A 17126-nucleotide genomic window follows, 5' to 3' on the forward strand; every position below is an offset into this window, starting at 1 on the left:
GCTCAGGCCTCCTGCGTCTCCCCCATGACCGCGGGGCGGCGCGAGGCGATGACCTTCCTGGCCAGCGCGCGCGGGCTGGTCAGGAAGCCCCAGCCCCAGGACATGTGCATGGTGGCGAGGGCCACCGGGATCTGCAGGCGGGCCTTCAGCGGCAGGCCCTTGCCCGCGGGGACGGACCCGGCGGCGATGGCCGCGAGGTAGCCGCCGGGGACGACCAGGCCCCACGGCGTGAGGGCCGCGCCGACCACGACGCCCGCGGCGATCGCGCAGACCGCGACCGGCGGCGCGAGGTAGCGCAGGTTGATGGAGCCCTCGTGGTAGCGGGCCACGACGTGGCGCCAGCGGCCGTAGTCCTTGTACTGCTTGGCCAGCGCCTTCACGCTCGGGCGCGGGCGGTAGGAGACCTTCAGCTCCGGCGAGAACCAGATCAGGCCGCCGGCCTCCCGGATGCGGAAGTTCAGCTCCCAGTCCTGGGCGCGGATGAACTCCTCGTTGTAGCCGCCCTGTTGCTCCAGGGCCTCGCGCCGGAAGACGCCCAGGTAGACCGTCTCGGCCTGCTGGGCGGCGCCGCCGGTGTGGAAGGCGGCGTTGCCCACGCCGATCTTCGAGGTCATGGCGGCGGCGACGGCCTGCTCCCAGGCGTTGGTGCCCTGGGCGTGCATGATGCCGCCGACGTTCATCGCGCCGGTCTCCTCCAGGAGCCGGACGGCGGTGGTGATGTAGCCCGGCGAGAGCGCCGCGTGGCCGTCCACGCGCACCACGACCGGGTGCCGGGAGGCCTTGATGGCGGCGTTGAGCGCCGCGGGCGTGCGCCCGGTGGGATTGGGGACCGTGTGCACCCGGGGGTCCTCGCGGACCAGCTCGGCGGCGATCTCGTCCGTGCGGTCGACGGAGGGGCCGAGCGCGACCACGACCTCCATCTCACCGGCGTACTCCTGGCGGAGAATCGCGTGGACGGCCTCGCGCAGATGCCGCTCCTCGTTGAGGACGGGCATGATCACGGATACGGCTGGCGGCTGCACCTCAGACTTCGCGTTCATCAGGCGTCACGTTACCGCGAATGGGGGACACGGGCGCGCGCCGTCCGGGTCGCTACCCCGGGCCGCATTTCGTATGGCATTACGTTTCTCGGGTCCCCCGGCTCGCCCCCACTCCGGCCACGGCCCGTCTCCCGCGGAGGTGTCCCGCTCGTGCCCACACCGCCCCGCTCCCCCGCCCGCCCACCGCGCCGCCCCCGACCACCGGCCGCCGCCGCGGCCCCGCGGCCGGTACGGCGGACGAGACGGCCGCGCTGGGCCATGCGCGTCGCGACGACGTTCTCCGTGGCGGTGCTTGCCGCGGCCGGCATCGGGCACTCCGTCGTCACCAGCCTGGACACCGGCATCCGGCGGGTCGACGCCTTCAAGGACATGAAGAACCGGCCCGAGCAGGGCAACGGGATGAACGTGCTGATGGTGGGCACCGACGGGCGCGACAAGATCACCCCGGCGGAGAAGCAGAAGTACCGGCTGGGCGGTGTGCCCTGCCACTGCACGGACACGATCATGATCGTGCACATCTCGGAGGACCGGGACCGCGCCAGCGTGGTCAGCCTGCCCCGGGACAGCTACGCCGACCTGCCGGCGCACACCGACCAGAACACCCGCAAGAAGCACCACGAGCACCCCAACAAGATCAACGCGGCGTACGCGGAGGGCGGCCCGAACCTCACGGTGCGCACCGTCGAGCACATGACGAAGGTCAAGATCGACCACTATCTGGAGGTCGACTTCACCAGCTTCATGAAGACGGTGGACGTGCTGGGGGGCGTGGAGATCTGCACGGCGCGCCCCCTGAAGGACTCCCACACCGGCCTCGACATGGCCGAGGGCACCCACCTCCTGAACGGCGGCGAGGCCCTCCAGTACGTCCGCTCCCGGTACGTCGACGGGGCGTCCGACCTCGGCCGCATGCAGCGCCAGCAGCGCTTCCTCGCGGCGCTCATCGCCAAGGCGACGAGCAGTGGGGTGCTGCTGAACCCGGTGAAGTTCCGGGACGTGACGCGCACGCTGCTCGGCTCGGTCCGGGCGGACAAGGGCTTCGGCACGGGCGAGATGCTGGACCTGGGACGGGCGATGCGCGGCTTCTCGCCGTCCTCGTCGGAGTTCACGACGGTGCCGCTGAGCGCCCGGGGCACGCTCCTGCCGGGCATCGGCTCGACGCTGCGGTGGCACCCGGTCAAGGCCGAGCGGCTCTTCGACGCGCTGCGCGAGGACCGGCCGCTGGCGCCGCACCGCTCGCGCTCCCGGGCCGCGCTGGTCGGCGTCGCGCCGCAGCAGATCCGGGTGCAGGTGGACAACGGCACGGGGGCGCCCGGCCTGGGCAGGCGGGTCGACGCGGCACTGCGCTCGACCGGCTTCCGCACCTCGCGGCTGCCGGGGAACGTGCCGGGCGCCGAGCAGAAGCCGCTCGGGCGCACCGTCGTCGCCTACGACCCGCGGTGGGACCGCTCGGCGAAGGCGCTGGCCACGTCCCTGCCGGGGTGCGAGATGCGCCGGGTGCCGGGGCAGGGGCCGACGCTGAAGGTGATCGCGGGCACGGACTTCAAGGCGGTGCGCCCGGTGCGGGCCGAGGACATCCACCAGGGTGAGTTCGGCGCGGTCACCGGGGACCAGGTCGTCTGCCCCTGAGCGGCCGTCCGGGGCTCAGTCGTCGAAGCCCTCGGCGACCCGGGACTCGCGCAGCTCCTTGATCGCCCGGCGGCGGGCCAGCCGGTGGGTGCGGCGGATCTGGGCCTCCTGGTGGCGCCGCCGGTCACGGTCCGTCTCGGGCAGGACGGGCGGGACCGTGCGCGGCTTGCCGTCGGCGTCGACGGCCGCGAAGACGAGGTAGGCGGAGCCGACCTGCTGGGCGGGCGTCGATTCGTTCCAGCGCTCGGCGAGCACCCGGACGCCGACCTCCATGGAGCTGCGTCCGGTCCAGTTGACCTGGGCCTTCACATGGACGAGGTCGCCCACCCGGACGGGTTCGAGGAAGGCCATCTCGTCCATGGACGCGGTGACCGCGGGGCCTCCGGAGTGGCGTCCGGCGACGGCCCCCGCCGCGTCGTCCACCAGTTTCATGATCACGCCACCGTGCACCGTGCCGAGGAGGTTGGTGTCACCGTGCGTCATGATGTGGCTGAGCGTGGTGCGGGACGCCGAAGTCGGCTTGCCCGGAATCTCCGATTCCGAGCGGGGAGCCTGGTCTGTCATCCCTCCACCCTATGCCGGACGTATGTCCGAGCCCTCCCCGGTCGCTTTGCATCAGCTCTGCAACAGCCCTGACCCGAATTACCGACCGCCCTGTAAGGCAGCCGTCAAAAGACGGCACACTGGGCCACATGAGCGATTGGCCTGACGATCAGGGCGGCCGGGGATACGGCCGCGGCAACGGGAACTCCCAGCCCGACGGAGCCCGTGTGATGCGGCACGTCCAGCGCGGCCAGCCCTCCCGTCCGGCCGGTCCGCCGCCCGGCGGGGTCCCGCCGCAGCCCGCGTACGACGACGGGTACGGCGACCGGTACGGGAACGGCCAGCCGTACGGCGACGCCCGCGACGAGGTCTTCGAGCCGCGCGCCGCCCGCCAGGACCCGTACGCCCAGGGCCCCGACAACGCGTACGACAGCGGCTACAACACCGGCCAGGTCTACGGCCAGCCCGCCGGCAACGGCGGGCAGGGCGGCACCGGGCGCCCGCCGCGCGGCCCGCGCCCCGCGCCGAACTGGCGCAAGCGGCTCAAGTGGGGGTCGATCGCGCTCGTCACCGTGCTGGTCGTGACGTCCGTCGTCACCTACTTCTGGGCCGACTCCAAGCTCAAGCGCGAGGTCGACCTCTCCAAGGTCATCGAGCGCCCCGAGGGCGGCGCGGGCACGAACTACCTGATCGTGGGCTCCGACAGCCGCGAGGGCATGTCCGCCGAGGAGAAGAAGGAGCTGCACACCGGCTCCGCCGAGGGCAAGCGCACCGACTCGATGATGATCCTGCACGTCGCGGACGACGGCGGGAACACGATGGTCTCGCTGCCCCGCGACTCGAACGTCACGATCCCCTCCTTCAAGGGCGCCGAGTCCGGCAAGCTCTACCCGGGCACCGGCCGCCAGACCAAGCTCAACGCGGCGTACGCGGAGGACGGCCCCGAGCTGCTCGTGCGCACCGTCGAGTTCAACACCGGCCTGCGGATCGACCACTACGCCGAGATCGGCTTCGGCGGCTTCGCCAAGATCGTGGACTCGGTCGGCGGCGTCGAGATGGACATCCCCAAGGCCTTCAAGGACAAGAAGTCCGGCGCCGACTTCGAGGCCGGCAAGCAGACGCTGAACGGCCAGGAGGCGCTGGCCTTCGTCCGGACCCGGTACGCCTTCGCGGGCAGCGACCTGGACCGCACGAAGAACCAGCAGAAGTTCCTCTCGGCCCTCGCCAACCAGGTGGCCACGCCCGGCACGATCATGAACCCGTTCAAGCTCTACCCCACGATGGGCGCGGGCCTGGACACGCTGATCGTCGACAAGGACATGGGCCTCACCGACGTGGGCTCCATGTTCTGGGCGATGAAGGGCGTCAGCGGCGGCGACGGCAAGTCGATGAACATGCCGATCGCGGGCACCGCCGGCGGCAACCTGCTGTGGGACAAGGCCAAGGTCAAGCAGCTCGTCGAAGAGCTGAACAACGACGAGAAGGTCACCGTCTCGGGCAGCTGACGACGGCCGCGTACCCCGAACGCTTCGCCCGCCGCGAAGCCGCGGCCGCTCCGTGACACGGTGGTCCGGACTGCACGACCCGACGTCCGGAGCCCTGCCATGGCAGACCTGCAGGAGGAACTCAACGCCACCGCCGAGGTGGGGGATCTCGACCTGCCCCCCGCCCCGCCCGAACCCCTCCCCCCGCCCGGGCCCGCGCCCGGCCGGGTGGCGGACCCCGAGCACGAGCACGAACCGGTGCGTGCCGCCGACCCGGCCGAGCGGGCCCGCGCGCTGCTGGCCGCGCACCCGGTCGCCGACGGCTACAGCGGTCTGCCCTGGGCCCTGCGCGAGCTGCCCTGGCACGACTTCGAGACGGGCGACTGCGGCCTGGAGAGCGACGTGCCGCGGCTGCGGGTGGGCCGGGTCGGCGCCCAGTTCTGGTCCGTGCACGTGCCGGACGGGTCCGGCTCCGCGCGGGCCGTCGCCGCGACGCTCGAACAGATCGACCTGGTCAAGCACGTCGTCGCCGCCCACCCCGAGAGCCTGCGGCTGGCCCGCAACGCCTCGGAGGCCGCCGACGCGCGCAACTGCGGCCGGATCGCCACGCTGATCGGCCCGGCCCACGGCGCGGCCATCGGCGACTCCCTGGGCGCGCTGCGCGCCCTGCACAGCCTGGGCCTGTGCGCCGTCACCCTCTCCGGCACGTCCTGGGCGGGCGCGGACGGCCTCACGCCGTTCGGCGAGGAGGTCGTGCGGGAGATGAACCGGCTCGGGGTCATCGCGGACCTGTCCGGGGCGACCGAGGCGACGGCGCGGCGGGTGCTCGCCGTCTCCAAGGCCCCGGTGATCTTCACCAGGTCCGGGGTCGCCGCCCTGAACGACCACCCGGCGAACCTCTCCGACGAGCTGCTGGCCGCGCTGGGCGCCGCCAAGGGCCTGTGCCTGGTGCCGCTGGCCGCCGACCGCACCGGCTCCACGGTGCGGGAGGTGGCGGACCACATCGACCACGTCCGCCGGATCGCGGGCCCGCAGTCCGTCGGGCTCTCGGGGACGTACGACACCGCCGAGTCGCACCCGGAGGGCCTGGCCGACACGGCGAGCTATCCGCGGCTGGTCGCCGAGCTCCTCGCGCGCGACTGGCCCGAGGCCGACCTGGCGATGCTCACCTGGGGCAACGTCCAGCGCGCGCTGCGCGGCGCGGACTTCACGGCGCGGGCGACCCGGGAGCGGCGGGCCGCGTCGACGGCGACGATAGACCGGCTGGACGGCTGACCGGCCCGCCCGCTCCCCGGCGGGTCAGGGAATCTTGCAGAGGCAGAACGGGTGGCCCGCGGGGTCCGCGTACACGCGGAAGTCCCGCTTGCCGCCGTCGTCGTCCAGGTCGAGGGGGCGCGCCCCGAGGGCGAGCACCTTCTCCTGGGCGGCGTCGATCTCCGCGTCGGTGCGCCCCGCGTCCAGGTCCAGGTGGAGCTGCTGCGCGTCCCCGTCCGAGTGCGGCCACCGCGGCGGGCGCAGGTCCGTGACCCGCTGGAAGGACACCTTGACGCGGCCGGGCGCCACCAGGTCCACCCAGTCGCCGTCGTCCTCGATCGTGCCGCCGATGATCGCGGCGTAGAACTCGGCGAGGGCGCGCGGGTCGGGACAGTCGAGGACGACGTTGCGCAGTCGGGCGACGGGCTCCGTCGGGTTCGTCGTCTCCGTCGTCTCCGTCGTCTCCGTCATGGGGGTACTCCTCTCCTCGTGGCGCCGGGCGCGCGGACGGCGCCCGGGCGGCACGTGTGCCCGCTCCCCCCATGCTCACACCCGGGCGACGAGTCCGCCGGACGGCCTCGTGGTGGGGCGGCGCCAGGGGTGGGGCGGCGCGCTAGGCGGCCGGGCGGCCCATCGCGCGGTAGGTCCAGCCGGCGGCGCGCCAGACCGCGGGGTCCAGCGCGTTGCGCCCGTCCAGGATCACCGCGGAGGTGGCCACCGCGCCGAGCTCGGCCGGGTCCAGCTCGCGGAACTCGCGCCACTCGGTGAGGTGCAGCACGACGTCGGCGCCGCGGACCGCGTCCAGGGCCGTGTCCGCGTAGCCGAGGGTGGGGAAGAGCCTGCGGGCGTTGACCATGCCCTTGGGGTCGTAGACGGTGACCTGGCCGCCCTGGAGGTGGATCTGCCCGGCGACGTTGAGCGCCGGGGAGTCGCGGACGTCGTCCGAGTCCGGCTTGAACGTGGCGCCGAGGACGGCGACCCGCTTGCCGAGGAAGGAACCGCCGCCGAGCGCCTCGCGGGCCATCTCGACCATCTGGCCGCGGCGGCGCATGTTGATGGAGTCGATCTCGCGCAGGAAGGTCAGGGCCTGGTCGGCCCCGAGCTCGCCGGCCCGCGCCATGAACGCGCGGATGTCCTTGGGCAGGCAGCCGCCGCCGAAGCCGATGCCGGCCCGCAGGAACTTCTTCCCGATCCGGTCGTCGTGGCCGAGGGCCTCGGCCAGCTTCACGACGTCGCCGCCCGCCGCCTCGCAGACCTCGGCCATGGCGTTGATGAAGGAGATCTTCGTGGCGAGGAAGGAGTTCGCCGAGGTCTTCACGAGCTCCGCGGTCGGGAAGTCGGTGACGACGAAGGGCGAGCCCTCCGCGACGGGCGCCGCGTACACCTCGCGCAGCAGCTTCTCCGCGTGCGCGCTGCGCACGCCGACGACGATCCGGTCGGGGTGCAGGGTGTCCTTGACCGCGAAGCCCTCGCGCAGGAACTCGGGGTTCCAGGCCAGCTCGACGTCGTCGCCCGCGGGGGCGAGCTCGGCCAGGCGGGCGGCGAGCCGGTCCGCGCTGCCGACCGGGACGGTGGACTTGCCGACGACCAGGGCGGGCTTGGTGAGGTGCTTGGCCAGCGACTCCACCGCGCTGTCCACGTAGCTCATGTCGCACGCGTACTCGCCGTGCTTCTGCGGGGTGTTCACGCAGACGAAGTGGACGTCGCCGAAGTCCGCGACCTCGGCCCAGTCCATCGTGAAGCGCAGCCGTCCGCTGGCGCCCTCGATGCCCGCGACGTGCTTGCGCAGCAGGTCCTCGAGGCCGGGCTCGTACATGGGGACCTCGCCCCGCTGCAGCATGTCGATCTTCTCGGGCACCACGTCGAGCCCGAGCACCTCGAAGCCGAGTTCGGCCATGGCCGCGGCGTGCGTGGCGCCGAGATAGCCGGTGCCGATCACGGTGATCTTGAGGGCCATGCGTGCTCCAGAGGTGCGGGGGCTTCGGTGCGCTGACCGAGCATAGTCCCGCGTGTCGCGGCGCACGGTCCCGCGTCTCCCGGCCGCGCACCGGGCCGGTTCGCCGCTGTCGGCAAGCTCACGTACCGGTCTCGCGGGAGCACCACTAAAATTTGGGTTACTTAACGGTAATTAGCGTCCTTGGAGCGTGAGAGACCTTGGCCGGATCGGCTGATTTCGACCTGTACCGCCCGTCCGAGGAGCACGACATGCTCCGCGACGCGATCCGCTCGCTGGCCGAGGCGAAGATCGCGCCGTTCGCCGCCGCGGTCGACGAGGAGGCCCGCTTCCCGCAGGAGGCCCTCGACGCGCTGGTCGCGAACGACCTGCACGCCGTGCACGTCCCGGAGAGCTACGGCGGCGCGGGCGCCGACGCCCTCGCCACGGTCATCGTGATCGAGGAGGTGGCGCGCGTCTGTGCCAGCTCCTCGCTGATCCCGGCCGTGAACAAGCTCGGCTCGCTGCCCGTGATCCTCTCCGGCTCCGAGGAGCTGAAGAAGAAGTACATGACGCCGCTGGCCGGCGGCGAGGGCATGTTCTCGTACTGCCTCTCCGAGCCGGACGCCGGTTCGGACGCGGCGGGCATGAAGACGAAGGCCGTGCGCGACGGGGACTCCTGGGTGCTCAACGGCGTCAAGCGCTGGATCACCAACGCGGGCGTCTCCGAGTACTACACGGTCATGGCCGTCACCGACCCGGAGAAGCGCTCGCGCGGCATCTCGGCGTTCGTCGTCGAGAAGGGCGACGAGGGCGTCTCCTTCGGCGCCCCGGAGAAGAAGCTCGGCATCAAGGGCTCCCCCACCCGCGAGGTCTACCTCGACAACGTCCGCATCCCGGCCGACCGCATGATCGGCGAGGAGGGCACGGGCTTCGCCACGGCGATGAAGACCCTGGACCACACCCGCATCACCATCGCGGCGCAGGCCCTCGGCATCGCCCAGGGCGCCCTCGACTACGCCAAGGGGTACGTCAAGGAGCGCAAGCAGTTCGGCAAGCCGATCGCCGACTTCCAGGGCATCCAGTTCATGCTCGCCGACATGGCGATGAAGATCGAGGCCGCCCGCCAGCTCACGTACGCGGCCGCGGCCAAGTCGGAGCGGGGGGACAAGGACCTCACCTTCCAGGGCGCGGCCGCCAAGTGCTTCGCCTCGGACGTGGCGATGGAGGTCACCACGGACGCCGTGCAGCTCCTCGGCGGCTACGGCTACACCCGTGACTACCCCGTCGAGCGCATGATGCGCGACGCGAAGATCACGCAGATCTACGAGGGCACGAACCAGGTCCAGCGCATCGTGATGGCGCGGAACCTGCCGTAGCCTGCGGCGCTTCAGCGGTGACGGTGCCCTCTCCCCGGCTTCGGGGGGGGGAGGGCACCGTCGCGTCTGCCCACGGCGGTCTCCGCGCGGGTGCGGCCTTGTTCCTGGCTGCTCGCGCAGTTCCCCGCGCCCCTGACGGGGCGCGCCCCGCCTCAGCCGTCCAGCTGCTCCAGCGTCGCGATCGACGGGCCCCTGCGGGACTGGAGGTCCCGGGCCACGTCCTCCGCCGCGCCGAGCACCCGTACCGCGTTCTGCCAGGTCAGCTTCGCGAGGTCGGCGCGCGACCAGCCGCGGGTCAGGAGCTCCGCGATCAGGTTCGGGTAGCCCGCGACGTCGTCCAGGCCGTCCGGGGTGAACGCCGTGCCGTCGTAGTCGCCGCCGATGCCGATGTGGTCGACGCCCGCCACCTCGCGCATGTGGTCGAGGTGGTCGGCGACCGTGGCGGCCGTCGCGACCGGGCGCGGGGTCGACTCCTCGAAGGCCGCGTGGACCTTCATGGCGTCCGGCGTCGTGTCCAGGTGGTGGAAGCCGTGGGCCCGCATGTTCTCGTCGGCGGCCTGCGTCCAGTCGACCGCGGCCTGCAGGACGAACTTCGGCACGAAGGTCGCCATCGCCACGCCGCCGTTGGCGGGCAGCCGCTCCAGGACGTCGTCCGGGATGTTGCGCGGGTGGTCGCACACCGCGCGCGAGGACGAGTGGGAGAAGACCACCGGCGCCACCGAGGTGTCCAGGGCCGCCCGCATCGTCGTCGCCGCGACGTGCGAGAGGTCCACCAGCATCCCGACCCGGTTCATCTCGCGCACGACCTCGTGGCCGAACGCCGAGAGGCCGCCGACGCCCGGCTCGTCCGTCGCCGAGTCCGCCCAGGCGATGTTGTCGTTGTGCGTGAGCGTCATGTAGCGCACGCCCAGCGTGTGCAACGCCCGCAGCGTGGCGAGGGAGTTGTTGATGGAGTGCCCGCCCTCGGCCCCCATCAGGGACGCGATGCGGCCCTCGGCGCGGGCCGCCTCCATGTCCGCGGCGGTGAGTGCGCGGCGCAGGTCGGCGGGGTAGCGGGTGATCAACTGGTCGACGCAGTCGATCTGTTCGAGGGTGGCGCTGACCGCCGCGTCGCCGGTCAGGTCGGTGCGCACGTACACCGACCAGAACTGCGCGCCGACGCCGCCCGCCCGCAGCCGGGCGATGTCCGTGTGCAGGCTGCCCGTCTGGTCGGCGGCGATGTCGAGGCGGCCGATGTCGTAACCGGCCTTCTCGCGCAGCGCCCACGGCAGGTCGTTGTGCCCGTCGGCCACGGGGAACTCGGCGAGCAGGGCCCGCGCCTCTTCCAGCTTCTGCGGATGCGTCATACCCGTCACTGTGCCGCTCACTTCCCCGAGCCGAAGCCGAATCCGGAACCCGCGCCCTCGACCTTGGCGCGAAGCCGCTTGCCCTTCTCCGTCGCCTGGTCGTTCAGCTCCTGCTGGAACTCCCGCATGCGGGACTGGAGTTCACCGTCGTGCGCGGCGAGGATACGGGCCGCGAGCAGGCCCGCGTTGCGCGCGCCGCCGACGGAGACCGTCGCCACCGGGACGCCCGCGGGCATCTGCACGATGGACAGCAGGCTGTCCATGCCGTCCAGGTACTTCAGCGGCACCGGCACGCCGATCACCGGCAGCGGGGTCACCGAGGCGAGCATGCCGGGCAGGTGGGCGGCGCCGCCCGCGCCCGCGATGACCGCCTTGAGGCCGCGGTCGGCCGCCTGCTCGCCGTACGCGATCATCTCGTGCGGCATGCGGTGGGCGGAGACGACACCGACCTCGTAGCGGATCTCGAACTCGTCGAGGGCCTTGGCCGCGGCCTCCATGACGGGCCAGTCGGAGTCCGAGCCCATGACGATGCCGACGAGGGGAGACGTGCTGCTCATTCGGTGATCGTTCCTCTGAGGTAGCCGGCTGCGTGACGGGCCCGCTCAAGGACCTCGTCCAGGTCGTCGCCGTAGGTGTTGACGTGGCCGACCTTGCGGCCGGGCTTCACGTCCTTGCCGTACATGTGGATCTTGAGCTGCGGGTCGCGGGCCATGCAGTGCAGGTACGCGGTGTACATGTCGGGGAAGTCCCCGCCGAGCACGTTCGCCATCACGGTCCACCTGGCGCGCGGGCGCGGGTCGCCGAGCGGCAGGTCCAGCACGGCGCGCACATGGTTGGCGAACTGCGAGGTGATGGCGCCGTCCTGGGTCCAGTGCCCGGAGTTGTGCGGGCGCATCGCCAGCTCGTTGACCAGGATGCGGCCGTCGTGCGTCTCGAACAGCTCGACCGCGAGGTGGCCGACGACGCCGAGCTCCTGGGCGATGCGCAGCGCGAGCTCCTGCGCCTCGCCCGCCAGGGCCTCGGACAGGCCGGGGGCGGGCGCGATCACCGTGTCGCAGACGCCGTCGACCTGCTGGGACTCGACGACGGGATAGGCGACGGCCTGGCCGTGCGGCGAGCGGACGACGTTCGCCGCCAGCTCGCGCACGAAGTCGACCTTCTCCTCGGCGAGCACCGGCACACCGGCCCGGAAGGGATCCTCGGCGTCCGCGACGGAACGGACGAACCACACCCCCTTCCCGTCATAGCCGCCCCGCACCGTCTTGAGGATCACGGGGAAGCCGTCGCCGCCGTCCGTGGCGCCCTCGGCCGCGAAGGCGGCCACGTCGGCCGGGTCCCGCACGATCCGATGGCGCGGACAGGGCACGCCGATCTCCGTGAGCTTCTCGCGCATCACGCCCTTGTCCTGGGCGTGCACCAGCGCGTCGGGCCCCGGACGGACGGGGATGCCGTCCGCCTCCAGGGCCCGCAGATGCTCGGTGGGTACGTGTTCGTGATCGAAGGTGATCACGTCGCAGCCCCGCGCGAAGTCACGCAGCGTGTCCAGGTCGCGATAGTCGCCGATGACGACATCGCCGACGACCTGGGCCGCGGAGTCCTGCGGGGTGTCACTGAGGAGCTTGAATTTAAGGCCGAGGGGGATGCCCGCCTCGTGGGTCATGCGGGCGAGCTGACCGCCGCCGACCATGCCGACTACCGGGAACGTCACGCCTCCAGGGTATCGGCCGGTATCGGCCACCCGGCAGCGGCCGGATACGGCGCCCCGCGGCCGGTCCTGTCACAGCGCGGCCACAGTGTCCGGGCGCCCGCGAGCGCCCGGGGGGCCCGCTGGTTAGCATGGCGGGGTCGACACGACCGAAACACCAATCCGTCGGCACGTAACCGACCGGCCGCAGGGCCGGTCCGCATCGACGGGGGCTGGGGCGACACCATGACGGAACGAGGCGCACTGCGGGTGCGGCTGGACAGCCTCACGCGCGAGATCGCCAAGTTCGGCGCCGTGGGGGCGGTCGGGACGCTGGTGAACTTCGGCGTCTTCAACCTCGTGCGGCACGTCACCGACCTGCACGTGGTGCGGGCCAGCGTGATCGCCACGGTCGTGGCCATCGCCTTCAACTACGTCGGCTTCCGGTACTTCACCTACCGGGACCGCGACAAGAGCGGCCGCACCAAGGAACTCACGCTGTTCCTGCTGTTCAGCGCGGTCGGCCTGGTGATCGAGAACGGCGTGCTCTACGCCGCGACGTACTGGTTCGGCTGGGACGGCCGGCTGCAGGCCAACTTCTTCAAGTTCCTCGGCATGGGCATCGCGACCCTCTTCCGCTTCTGGTCGTACCGCAGCTGGGTCTTCAAGGCGCTGCCCGCCCGCGATGCCGTCTCGCATGCCGAATCGTTCCTGGAGGAGACGGACGAGAAGCCCGTGGTGCGGCGCGCGAGCTGAGCCCGCCGCTTTCCGCCCGGGCCGAGCCCGCGCTTTCCGCCCGGGCCGAGCCTGCCGCTCCTGCCGCCCGAGCCCGCTAGCGGACCGTGCGGTCCTCCGCCTCGGCGGGCGTGCCCTTCGGCAGCGGCGTCCGTGACAGGAAGAGCCCGAAGACCGGCGGCTTCGTCTGCAGCATCTCCAGGCGTCCGCCGTCCGCCTCGGCCAGATCCCGGGCCACCGCGAGGCCGATTCCGGTCGAGTTCCGGCCGCTGATGGTCCGCTCGAAGATCCGCGCGCCGAGGTCCGCGGGAACGCCCGGGCCCTCGTCCGTGACCTCGATGACCGCCTGGTTGCCGGTGACCCGGGTGCGCAGGGCGACCGTGCCGCCGCCGTGCATCAGCGAGTTCTCGATCAGCGCGGCGAGCACCTGGGCCACCGCGCCCGGCGTGCCCACGGCCTCCAGGTGCCGCTTGCCCGAGCTGACGACGGCGCGGCCGGCGCTGCGGTAGGCCGGGCGCCACTCCTCCAGCTGCTGCTTGACGACCTCGTCCAGGTCGAAGGCGACGGCGGAGCCGGTCCGCGGGTCGCGGGAGTTGGTGAGCAGCCGCTCCACGACGTCGGTGAGCCGCTCCACCTGGGCCAGCGCGATCGTCGCCTCCTCCTTCACGGTGTCGAGATCCTCGGTGACGGTGATCTCCTCCAGGCGCATGGAGAGCGCGGTCAGCGGGGTGCGCAGCTGGTGCGAGGCGTCGGCGGCGAGCCGCCGCTCGGCGGTCAGCATCCGCCCGATGCGCTCGGCCGACCCGTCCAGGACGTCGGCGACGCGGTCCAGCTCGGGCACCCCGTACCGCTTGTGGCGGGGCCGGGGGTCGCCCGAGCCGAGGCGCTCGGCGGTCTCGGCGAGGTCGGTGAGCGGGGAGGCGAGGCGGTTGGCCTGGCGCACCGCGAGGAGCACGGCCGCGACGATGGCGAGCAGCGCCACCGCGGCGATGATCAGCAGGGTGCGGCCGACCTCGCGGGTGACCGCGGCCCGCGGCTCCTCGACGGTGACCTTCTCGCCCTGCTCACCGGGGCGGGTGGCGCTGATGACGTCGCCCGAGGGGCGGGCGCCGATCTCGATGGGGCGGCGGCCGGGGATGTCGATACGGGCGTACCGGTCGGTGGCGACCTGGTCGCGCAGGATGTCGCCGCTGATCCGCTCCTCGCTGATCAGGCGGCTGTCGACGATGCTGGCCAGGCGCAGCGCCTCGGAGTCCACGCGCTCCTGGGCGCTGCTGCTGATCGTCCTCGTCTCGACGATGACGAGGCTGACGCCGAAGACGGCGATCACCACGAGGACGACGGCGAGGGTGCTGTTGATCAGGCGACGGCGCATCTACTCAGTGTCGCGGATGTCGTGCCCCGTCAGGGCTGCCCGTGCCCGCGGGGTCGGGCGTCAGCTCTTCTCGAAGCGGAAGCCGACGCCCCGTACCGTCGCGATGTAGCGCGGGTTCGCCGCGTCGTCGCCCAGCTTCTTGCGCAGCCAGGAGATGTGCATGTCGAGGGTCTTGGTGGACGACCACCACGTCGTGTCCCAGACCTCGCGCATCAGCTGGTCGCGGGTGACGACCCGGCCCGCGTCCCGCACCAGCACCCGCAGGAGGTCGAACTCCTTGGCGGTGAGCTGCAGCTCCTCGTCGCCCATCCACGCGCGGTGCGACTCGACGTCGATGCGCACGCCGTGCGTGGCGGGCGCCTCCTTGGGCTCGGTGGCGCCGCGGCGCAGCAGGGCCCGGACCCGGGCGAGCAGCTCGGCGAGGCGGAAGGGCTTGGTCACGTAGTCGTCGGCGCCCGCGTCCAGACCGACGACGGTGTCCACCTCGTCCGCGCGCGCGGTCAGGATGAGGATCGGCACCGTGAGCCCGTCGGCCCGCAGCCTGCGCGCCACCTCCAGGCCGTCCATGCCGGGCAGCCCGAGGTCGAGCACGACCAGGTCGACGGCGCCCTGCAGACCTGCGTCGAGGGCGGTGGGACCGTCCTCACGCACTTCTACCTCGTACCCCTCCCTGCGCAGGGCACGGGCCAGCGGCTCCGAGATGGACGCGTCGTCCTCGGCGAGCAGTACACGGGTCATGGGGTGATGGTAGTCCGCGCCGGACAAGGGCAGGGAGGTGATCGGACGGTGAAGGATCGCGCCTGCGGCTGTGGGAAGGGATTCTGAGAATTACCTTTGATTGTGTGTCATTGGTTCCAGCGACACCTGTGATCCATGTCTCAAGTCCTTCCATATGCATCCCTGACGTGTCGTATGGTGACCCAACGCCTGATGCACTACTCAAGGACCTTTGGCCCGCTGTGCGCGCCTTAGGTCTCTTTTATGTGCGGGCCGGCTGCGGCCAGCCTTGAAAGGAATGACCTGTGGTCGGGCCCTGCGCGCGAGGATGCGCCCAGGGTGTGGATCCCGGAGTCGCCGTCCCTCACTCCCCCGCGCGGGGGTGAACCTCCCCTGGGCGTGGGGTTGGACGCCGCGACAACGGTGCCGACCGCCCCCCACCGGGCGCGCACACGCTCCTGCCGCGCGTCCCGAACCCACGAGGATCGACCCATGGCGTCCAGCCTGACGAAGGACTCCGCCAGTACCCCTGGCTCCGAGAAGACCTTCTTCGGCCACCCCCGCGGACTGGCCACACTCTTCATGACCGAGATGTGGGAGCGTTACAGCTTCTACGGCATGAAGGCACTGCTCCCGCTGTACCTGATCGCGCCCGGCGGCATGAACATGAGTGCCACCACCGCGACGGCGATCTACTCCGTCTACATGTCGATGGTCTACCTGCTCGCCATGCCCGGCGGCTGGATGGCCGACCGGTTCTGGGGTCCGCGCAAGACCGTCGTCATCGGTGCCGCGGTCGTGATCCTCGGCCACATCACGCTCGCGCTGCCGAGCTCGGCGACCTTCTTCGCCGGTCTCGCGCTCGTCGCGCTCGGCTCCGGCCTGCTGAAGGCGAACATCTCCGTGATGGTCGGCCACCTCTACGACGGTCCCAAGGACCCGCGCCGTGACGGTGGCTTCACGCTCTTCTACATCGGCATCAACCTCGGCGCCTTCCTCGCCCCGCTGTCCATCGGCACCGTCGGCGAGAACGTCAACTGGCACCTGGGCTTCGCGCTCGCCGCGGTCGGCATGGCGCTGGGCCTGGCCCAGTTCATGATCGGCTCGCGTCACCTGAGCGCGCAGAGCAGCGTGGTCTCGCAGCCCGCGACGCCGCAGCAGCGCGCCTCGGCCCTGCGCAACGGCCTGATCTGGCTGATCGTCGCCGCCGCGCTCTACACGCTGATGGGCGTGACGGGGAACTTCGCCGACTGGGCGCTGATGCCGCTGATCATCGCCGGCCTGATCATCCCGATCGCCGTCCTCGCCCGGATGAAGCGGGACAAGGAGCTGTCGCAGCTGGAGCAGTCCAAGCTGTCGGGCTACATCTGGTTCTTCGTGGTCGCCGCCGTCTTCTGGATGATCTACGACCAGAACGGCTCCACGCTGTCGATCTTCGGCAAGACCGCGACGACGAACAACCTGCTCGGGTTCGACTTCCCGACCTCCTGGTACCAGTCGCTGAACCCGATCTTCATCATGGCGCTCGCCCCGGTGGTCGCCTCGGCGTGGCTCTGGCTGAACAAGCGGGGCAAGGAGCCGAGCACGGCGGTCAAGTTCGCCTCCAGCCTCACGCTGATCGGCATCTCCTTCGCCGTCTTCCTCATCCCGCTGATCGACACCGCCAACAACGGCGGCCGGGTCAGCCCGATGTGGCTCGTGGCGATCTACTTCATCCAGACCGTCGGCGAGCTCTGCCTCTCCCCGGTCGGTCTCTCGCTCACCACGAAGATGGCCCCGGAGAAGTACAGCGCCCAGATGATGGGTGTCTGGTTCCTCGCGGTCACCGCGGGCGACTCCGTCACGGGTCTGCTCACCTCGCCGCAGCTCGGCGTGGACCTGAACAACTCGGGGGCGGTGGCCGTCGAGGCGCTCATCGCCGTCGCGGCGGGCTTCGGCATCTGGACGTCCCGCAAGAAGGTCAAGCAGCTGATGGGGTCGGTCAACTGACCCGTGCGGTCCTGACCT

Annotated in this window: 15 protein-coding genes; 6 read left to right on the forward strand and 9 right to left on the reverse strand. The window is 71.6% G+C overall.

Annotated features, from left to right (window positions below):
* Nucleotides 1–2: 2 nt before the first annotated feature.
* Nucleotides 3–1040, reverse strand: a complete 1038-nt coding sequence (locus tag ACFYXE_RS32010; protein ID WP_389318644.1) for a glycosyltransferase family 2 protein — start codon at nt 1038–1040, stop codon at nt 3–5.
* 258 nt (nt 1041–1298) lie between these two features.
* On the opposite strand from ACFYXE_RS32010, the gene ACFYXE_RS32015 reads away from it, so the two are divergent.
* On the forward strand, nt 1299–2669 hold the full coding sequence (locus tag ACFYXE_RS32015) for an LCP family protein (protein ID WP_389318646.1): 1371 nt from the start codon (nt 1299–1301) through the stop codon (nt 2667–2669).
* Between the two features lie 15 nt (nt 2670–2684).
* Here the strand turns inward: ACFYXE_RS32015 and ACFYXE_RS32020 are convergent, their stop codons facing one another.
* Nucleotides 2685–3233, reverse strand: a complete 549-nt coding sequence (locus ACFYXE_RS32020) for an acyl-CoA thioesterase (RefSeq protein WP_361181321.1) — start codon at nt 3231–3233, stop codon at nt 2685–2687.
* Between the two features lie 128 nt (nt 3234–3361).
* Here ACFYXE_RS32020 and ACFYXE_RS32025 point away from each other — a divergent pair, with 128 nt between their 5' ends.
* A complete protein-coding gene (locus ACFYXE_RS32025; RefSeq protein WP_389318649.1) occupies nt 3362–4717 on the forward strand; it encodes an LCP family protein in 1356 nt (451 codons plus the stop codon).
* 99 nt (nt 4718–4816) lie between these two features.
* Nucleotides 4817–5971 carry a dipeptidase gene (locus tag ACFYXE_RS32030; protein WP_389318651.1) on the forward strand — a complete coding sequence of 385 codons (1155 nt, stop codon included), beginning with the start codon at nt 4817–4819 and terminating at the stop codon, nt 5969–5971.
* Between the two features lie 24 nt (nt 5972–5995).
* Here ACFYXE_RS32030 and ACFYXE_RS32035 read toward each other — a convergent pair whose 3' ends face one another.
* Together ACFYXE_RS32035 and ACFYXE_RS32040 are read right to left on the reverse strand one after the other, a co-directional pair.
* On the reverse strand, nt 5996–6421 hold the full coding sequence (locus ACFYXE_RS32035; RefSeq protein ID WP_389318653.1) for a VOC family protein: 426 nt from the start codon (nt 6419–6421) through the stop codon (nt 5996–5998).
* Between the two features lie 142 nt (nt 6422–6563).
* Complete coding sequence (locus ACFYXE_RS32040) at nt 6564–7907, reverse strand: UDP-glucose/GDP-mannose dehydrogenase family protein (protein WP_361171743.1); 1344 nt, start codon at nt 7905–7907, stop codon at nt 6564–6566.
* A 197-nt stretch (nt 7908–8104) separates the two neighbouring features.
* Between ACFYXE_RS32040 and ACFYXE_RS32045 the strand changes: the two genes are divergently transcribed.
* Nucleotides 8105–9262 carry an acyl-CoA dehydrogenase gene (locus tag ACFYXE_RS32045; protein WP_361171746.1) on the forward strand — a complete coding sequence of 386 codons (1158 nt, stop codon included), beginning with the start codon at nt 8105–8107 and terminating at the stop codon, nt 9260–9262.
* A gap of 152 nt (nt 9263–9414) precedes the next feature.
* On the opposite strand, the gene ACFYXE_RS32050 is transcribed toward ACFYXE_RS32045, so the two are convergent.
* From ACFYXE_RS32050 to ACFYXE_RS32060, 3 genes are read right to left on the reverse strand one after another with little or no spacing between them, the layout of a single operon-like run.
* Nucleotides 9415–10608, reverse strand: a complete 1194-nt coding sequence (locus ACFYXE_RS32050) for a dipeptidase (protein WP_389318656.1) — start codon at nt 10606–10608, stop codon at nt 9415–9417.
* A gap of 17 nt (nt 10609–10625) precedes the next feature.
* Nucleotides 10626–11165 (reverse strand): 5-(carboxyamino)imidazole ribonucleotide mutase, encoded by a 540-nt coding sequence (purE, locus tag ACFYXE_RS32055; protein WP_389318658.1) that lies wholly within the window; start codon nt 11163–11165, stop codon nt 10626–10628.
* Nucleotides 11162–12295 carry a 5-(carboxyamino)imidazole ribonucleotide synthase gene (locus ACFYXE_RS32060; RefSeq protein ID WP_389318890.1) on the reverse strand — a complete coding sequence of 378 codons (1134 nt, stop codon included), beginning with the start codon at nt 12293–12295 and terminating at the stop codon, nt 11162–11164. The genes purE and ACFYXE_RS32060 overlap by 4 nt, the downstream gene beginning before the upstream one ends.
* A gap of 243 nt (nt 12296–12538) precedes the next feature.
* Between ACFYXE_RS32060 and ACFYXE_RS32065 the strand changes: the two genes are divergently transcribed.
* Nucleotides 12539–13048 carry a GtrA family protein gene (locus tag ACFYXE_RS32065; RefSeq protein WP_389318660.1) on the forward strand — a complete coding sequence of 170 codons (510 nt, stop codon included), beginning with the start codon at nt 12539–12541 and terminating at the stop codon, nt 13046–13048.
* A gap of 76 nt (nt 13049–13124) precedes the next feature.
* Here the strand turns inward: ACFYXE_RS32065 and ACFYXE_RS32070 are convergent, their stop codons facing one another.
* A complete protein-coding gene (locus ACFYXE_RS32070) occupies nt 13125–14402 on the reverse strand; it encodes an ATP-binding protein (protein WP_389318662.1) in 1278 nt (425 codons plus the stop codon).
* A gap of 60 nt (nt 14403–14462) precedes the next feature.
* Nucleotides 14463–15140, reverse strand: coding sequence for a response regulator transcription factor (locus tag ACFYXE_RS32075; protein WP_361171785.1), 678 nt, complete (start codon nt 15138–15140; stop codon nt 14463–14465).
* A gap of 471 nt (nt 15141–15611) precedes the next feature.
* Between ACFYXE_RS32075 and ACFYXE_RS32080 the strand changes: the two genes are divergently transcribed.
* Nucleotides 15612–17108, forward strand: a complete 1497-nt coding sequence (locus ACFYXE_RS32080) for an oligopeptide:H+ symporter (RefSeq protein WP_361171788.1) — start codon at nt 15612–15614, stop codon at nt 17106–17108.
* Nucleotides 17109–17126: the final 18 nt, after the last annotated feature.

It is taken from the genome of Streptomyces sp. NPDC002564 (genome assembly GCF_042889645.1).
GTDB lineage: Bacteria > Actinomycetota > Actinomycetes > Streptomycetales > Streptomycetaceae > Streptomyces.

Bases quoted from the DNA above. Each gene is read 5' to 3' on its own strand.
- ACFYXE_RS32010 (WP_389318644.1), bottom strand. From the start codon at position 1,040: ATGAACGCGAAGTCTGAGGTGCAGCCGCCAGCCGTATCCGTGATCATG.
- ACFYXE_RS32015 (WP_389318646.1), top strand. From the start codon at position 1,299: ATGCGCGTCGCGACGACGTTCTCCGTGGCGGTGCTTGCCGCGGCCGGC.
- ACFYXE_RS32020 (WP_361181321.1), bottom strand. From the start codon at position 3,233: ATGACAGACCAGGCTCCCCGCTCGGAATCGGAGATTCCGGGCAAGCCG.
- ACFYXE_RS32025 (WP_389318649.1), top strand. From the start codon at position 3,362: ATGAGCGATTGGCCTGACGATCAGGGCGGCCGGGGATACGGCCGCGGC.
- ACFYXE_RS32030 (WP_389318651.1), top strand. From the start codon at position 4,817: ATGGCAGACCTGCAGGAGGAACTCAACGCCACCGCCGAGGTGGGGGAT.
- ACFYXE_RS32035 (WP_389318653.1), bottom strand. From the start codon at position 6,421: ATGACGGAGACGACGGAGACGACGGAGACGACGAACCCGACGGAGCCC.
- ACFYXE_RS32040 (WP_361171743.1), bottom strand. From the start codon at position 7,907: ATGGCCCTCAAGATCACCGTGATCGGCACCGGCTATCTCGGCGCCACG.
- ACFYXE_RS32050 (WP_389318656.1), bottom strand. From the start codon at position 10,608: ATGACGCATCCGCAGAAGCTGGAAGAGGCGCGGGCCCTGCTCGCCGAG.
- purE (WP_389318658.1), bottom strand. From the start codon at position 11,165: ATGAGCAGCACGTCTCCCCTCGTCGGCATCGTCATGGGCTCGGACTCC.
- ACFYXE_RS32060 (WP_389318890.1), bottom strand. From the start codon at position 12,295: ATGGTCGGCGGCGGTCAGCTCGCCCGCATGACCCACGAGGCGGGCATC.
- ACFYXE_RS32065 (WP_389318660.1), top strand. From the start codon at position 12,539: ATGACGGAACGAGGCGCACTGCGGGTGCGGCTGGACAGCCTCACGCGC.
- ACFYXE_RS32070 (WP_389318662.1), bottom strand. From the start codon at position 14,402: ATGCGCCGTCGCCTGATCAACAGCACCCTCGCCGTCGTCCTCGTGGTG.
- ACFYXE_RS32075 (WP_361171785.1), bottom strand. From the start codon at position 15,140: ATGACCCGTGTACTGCTCGCCGAGGACGACGCGTCCATCTCGGAGCCG.
- ACFYXE_RS32080 (WP_361171788.1), top strand. From the start codon at position 15,612: ATGGCGTCCAGCCTGACGAAGGACTCCGCCAGTACCCCTGGCTCCGAG.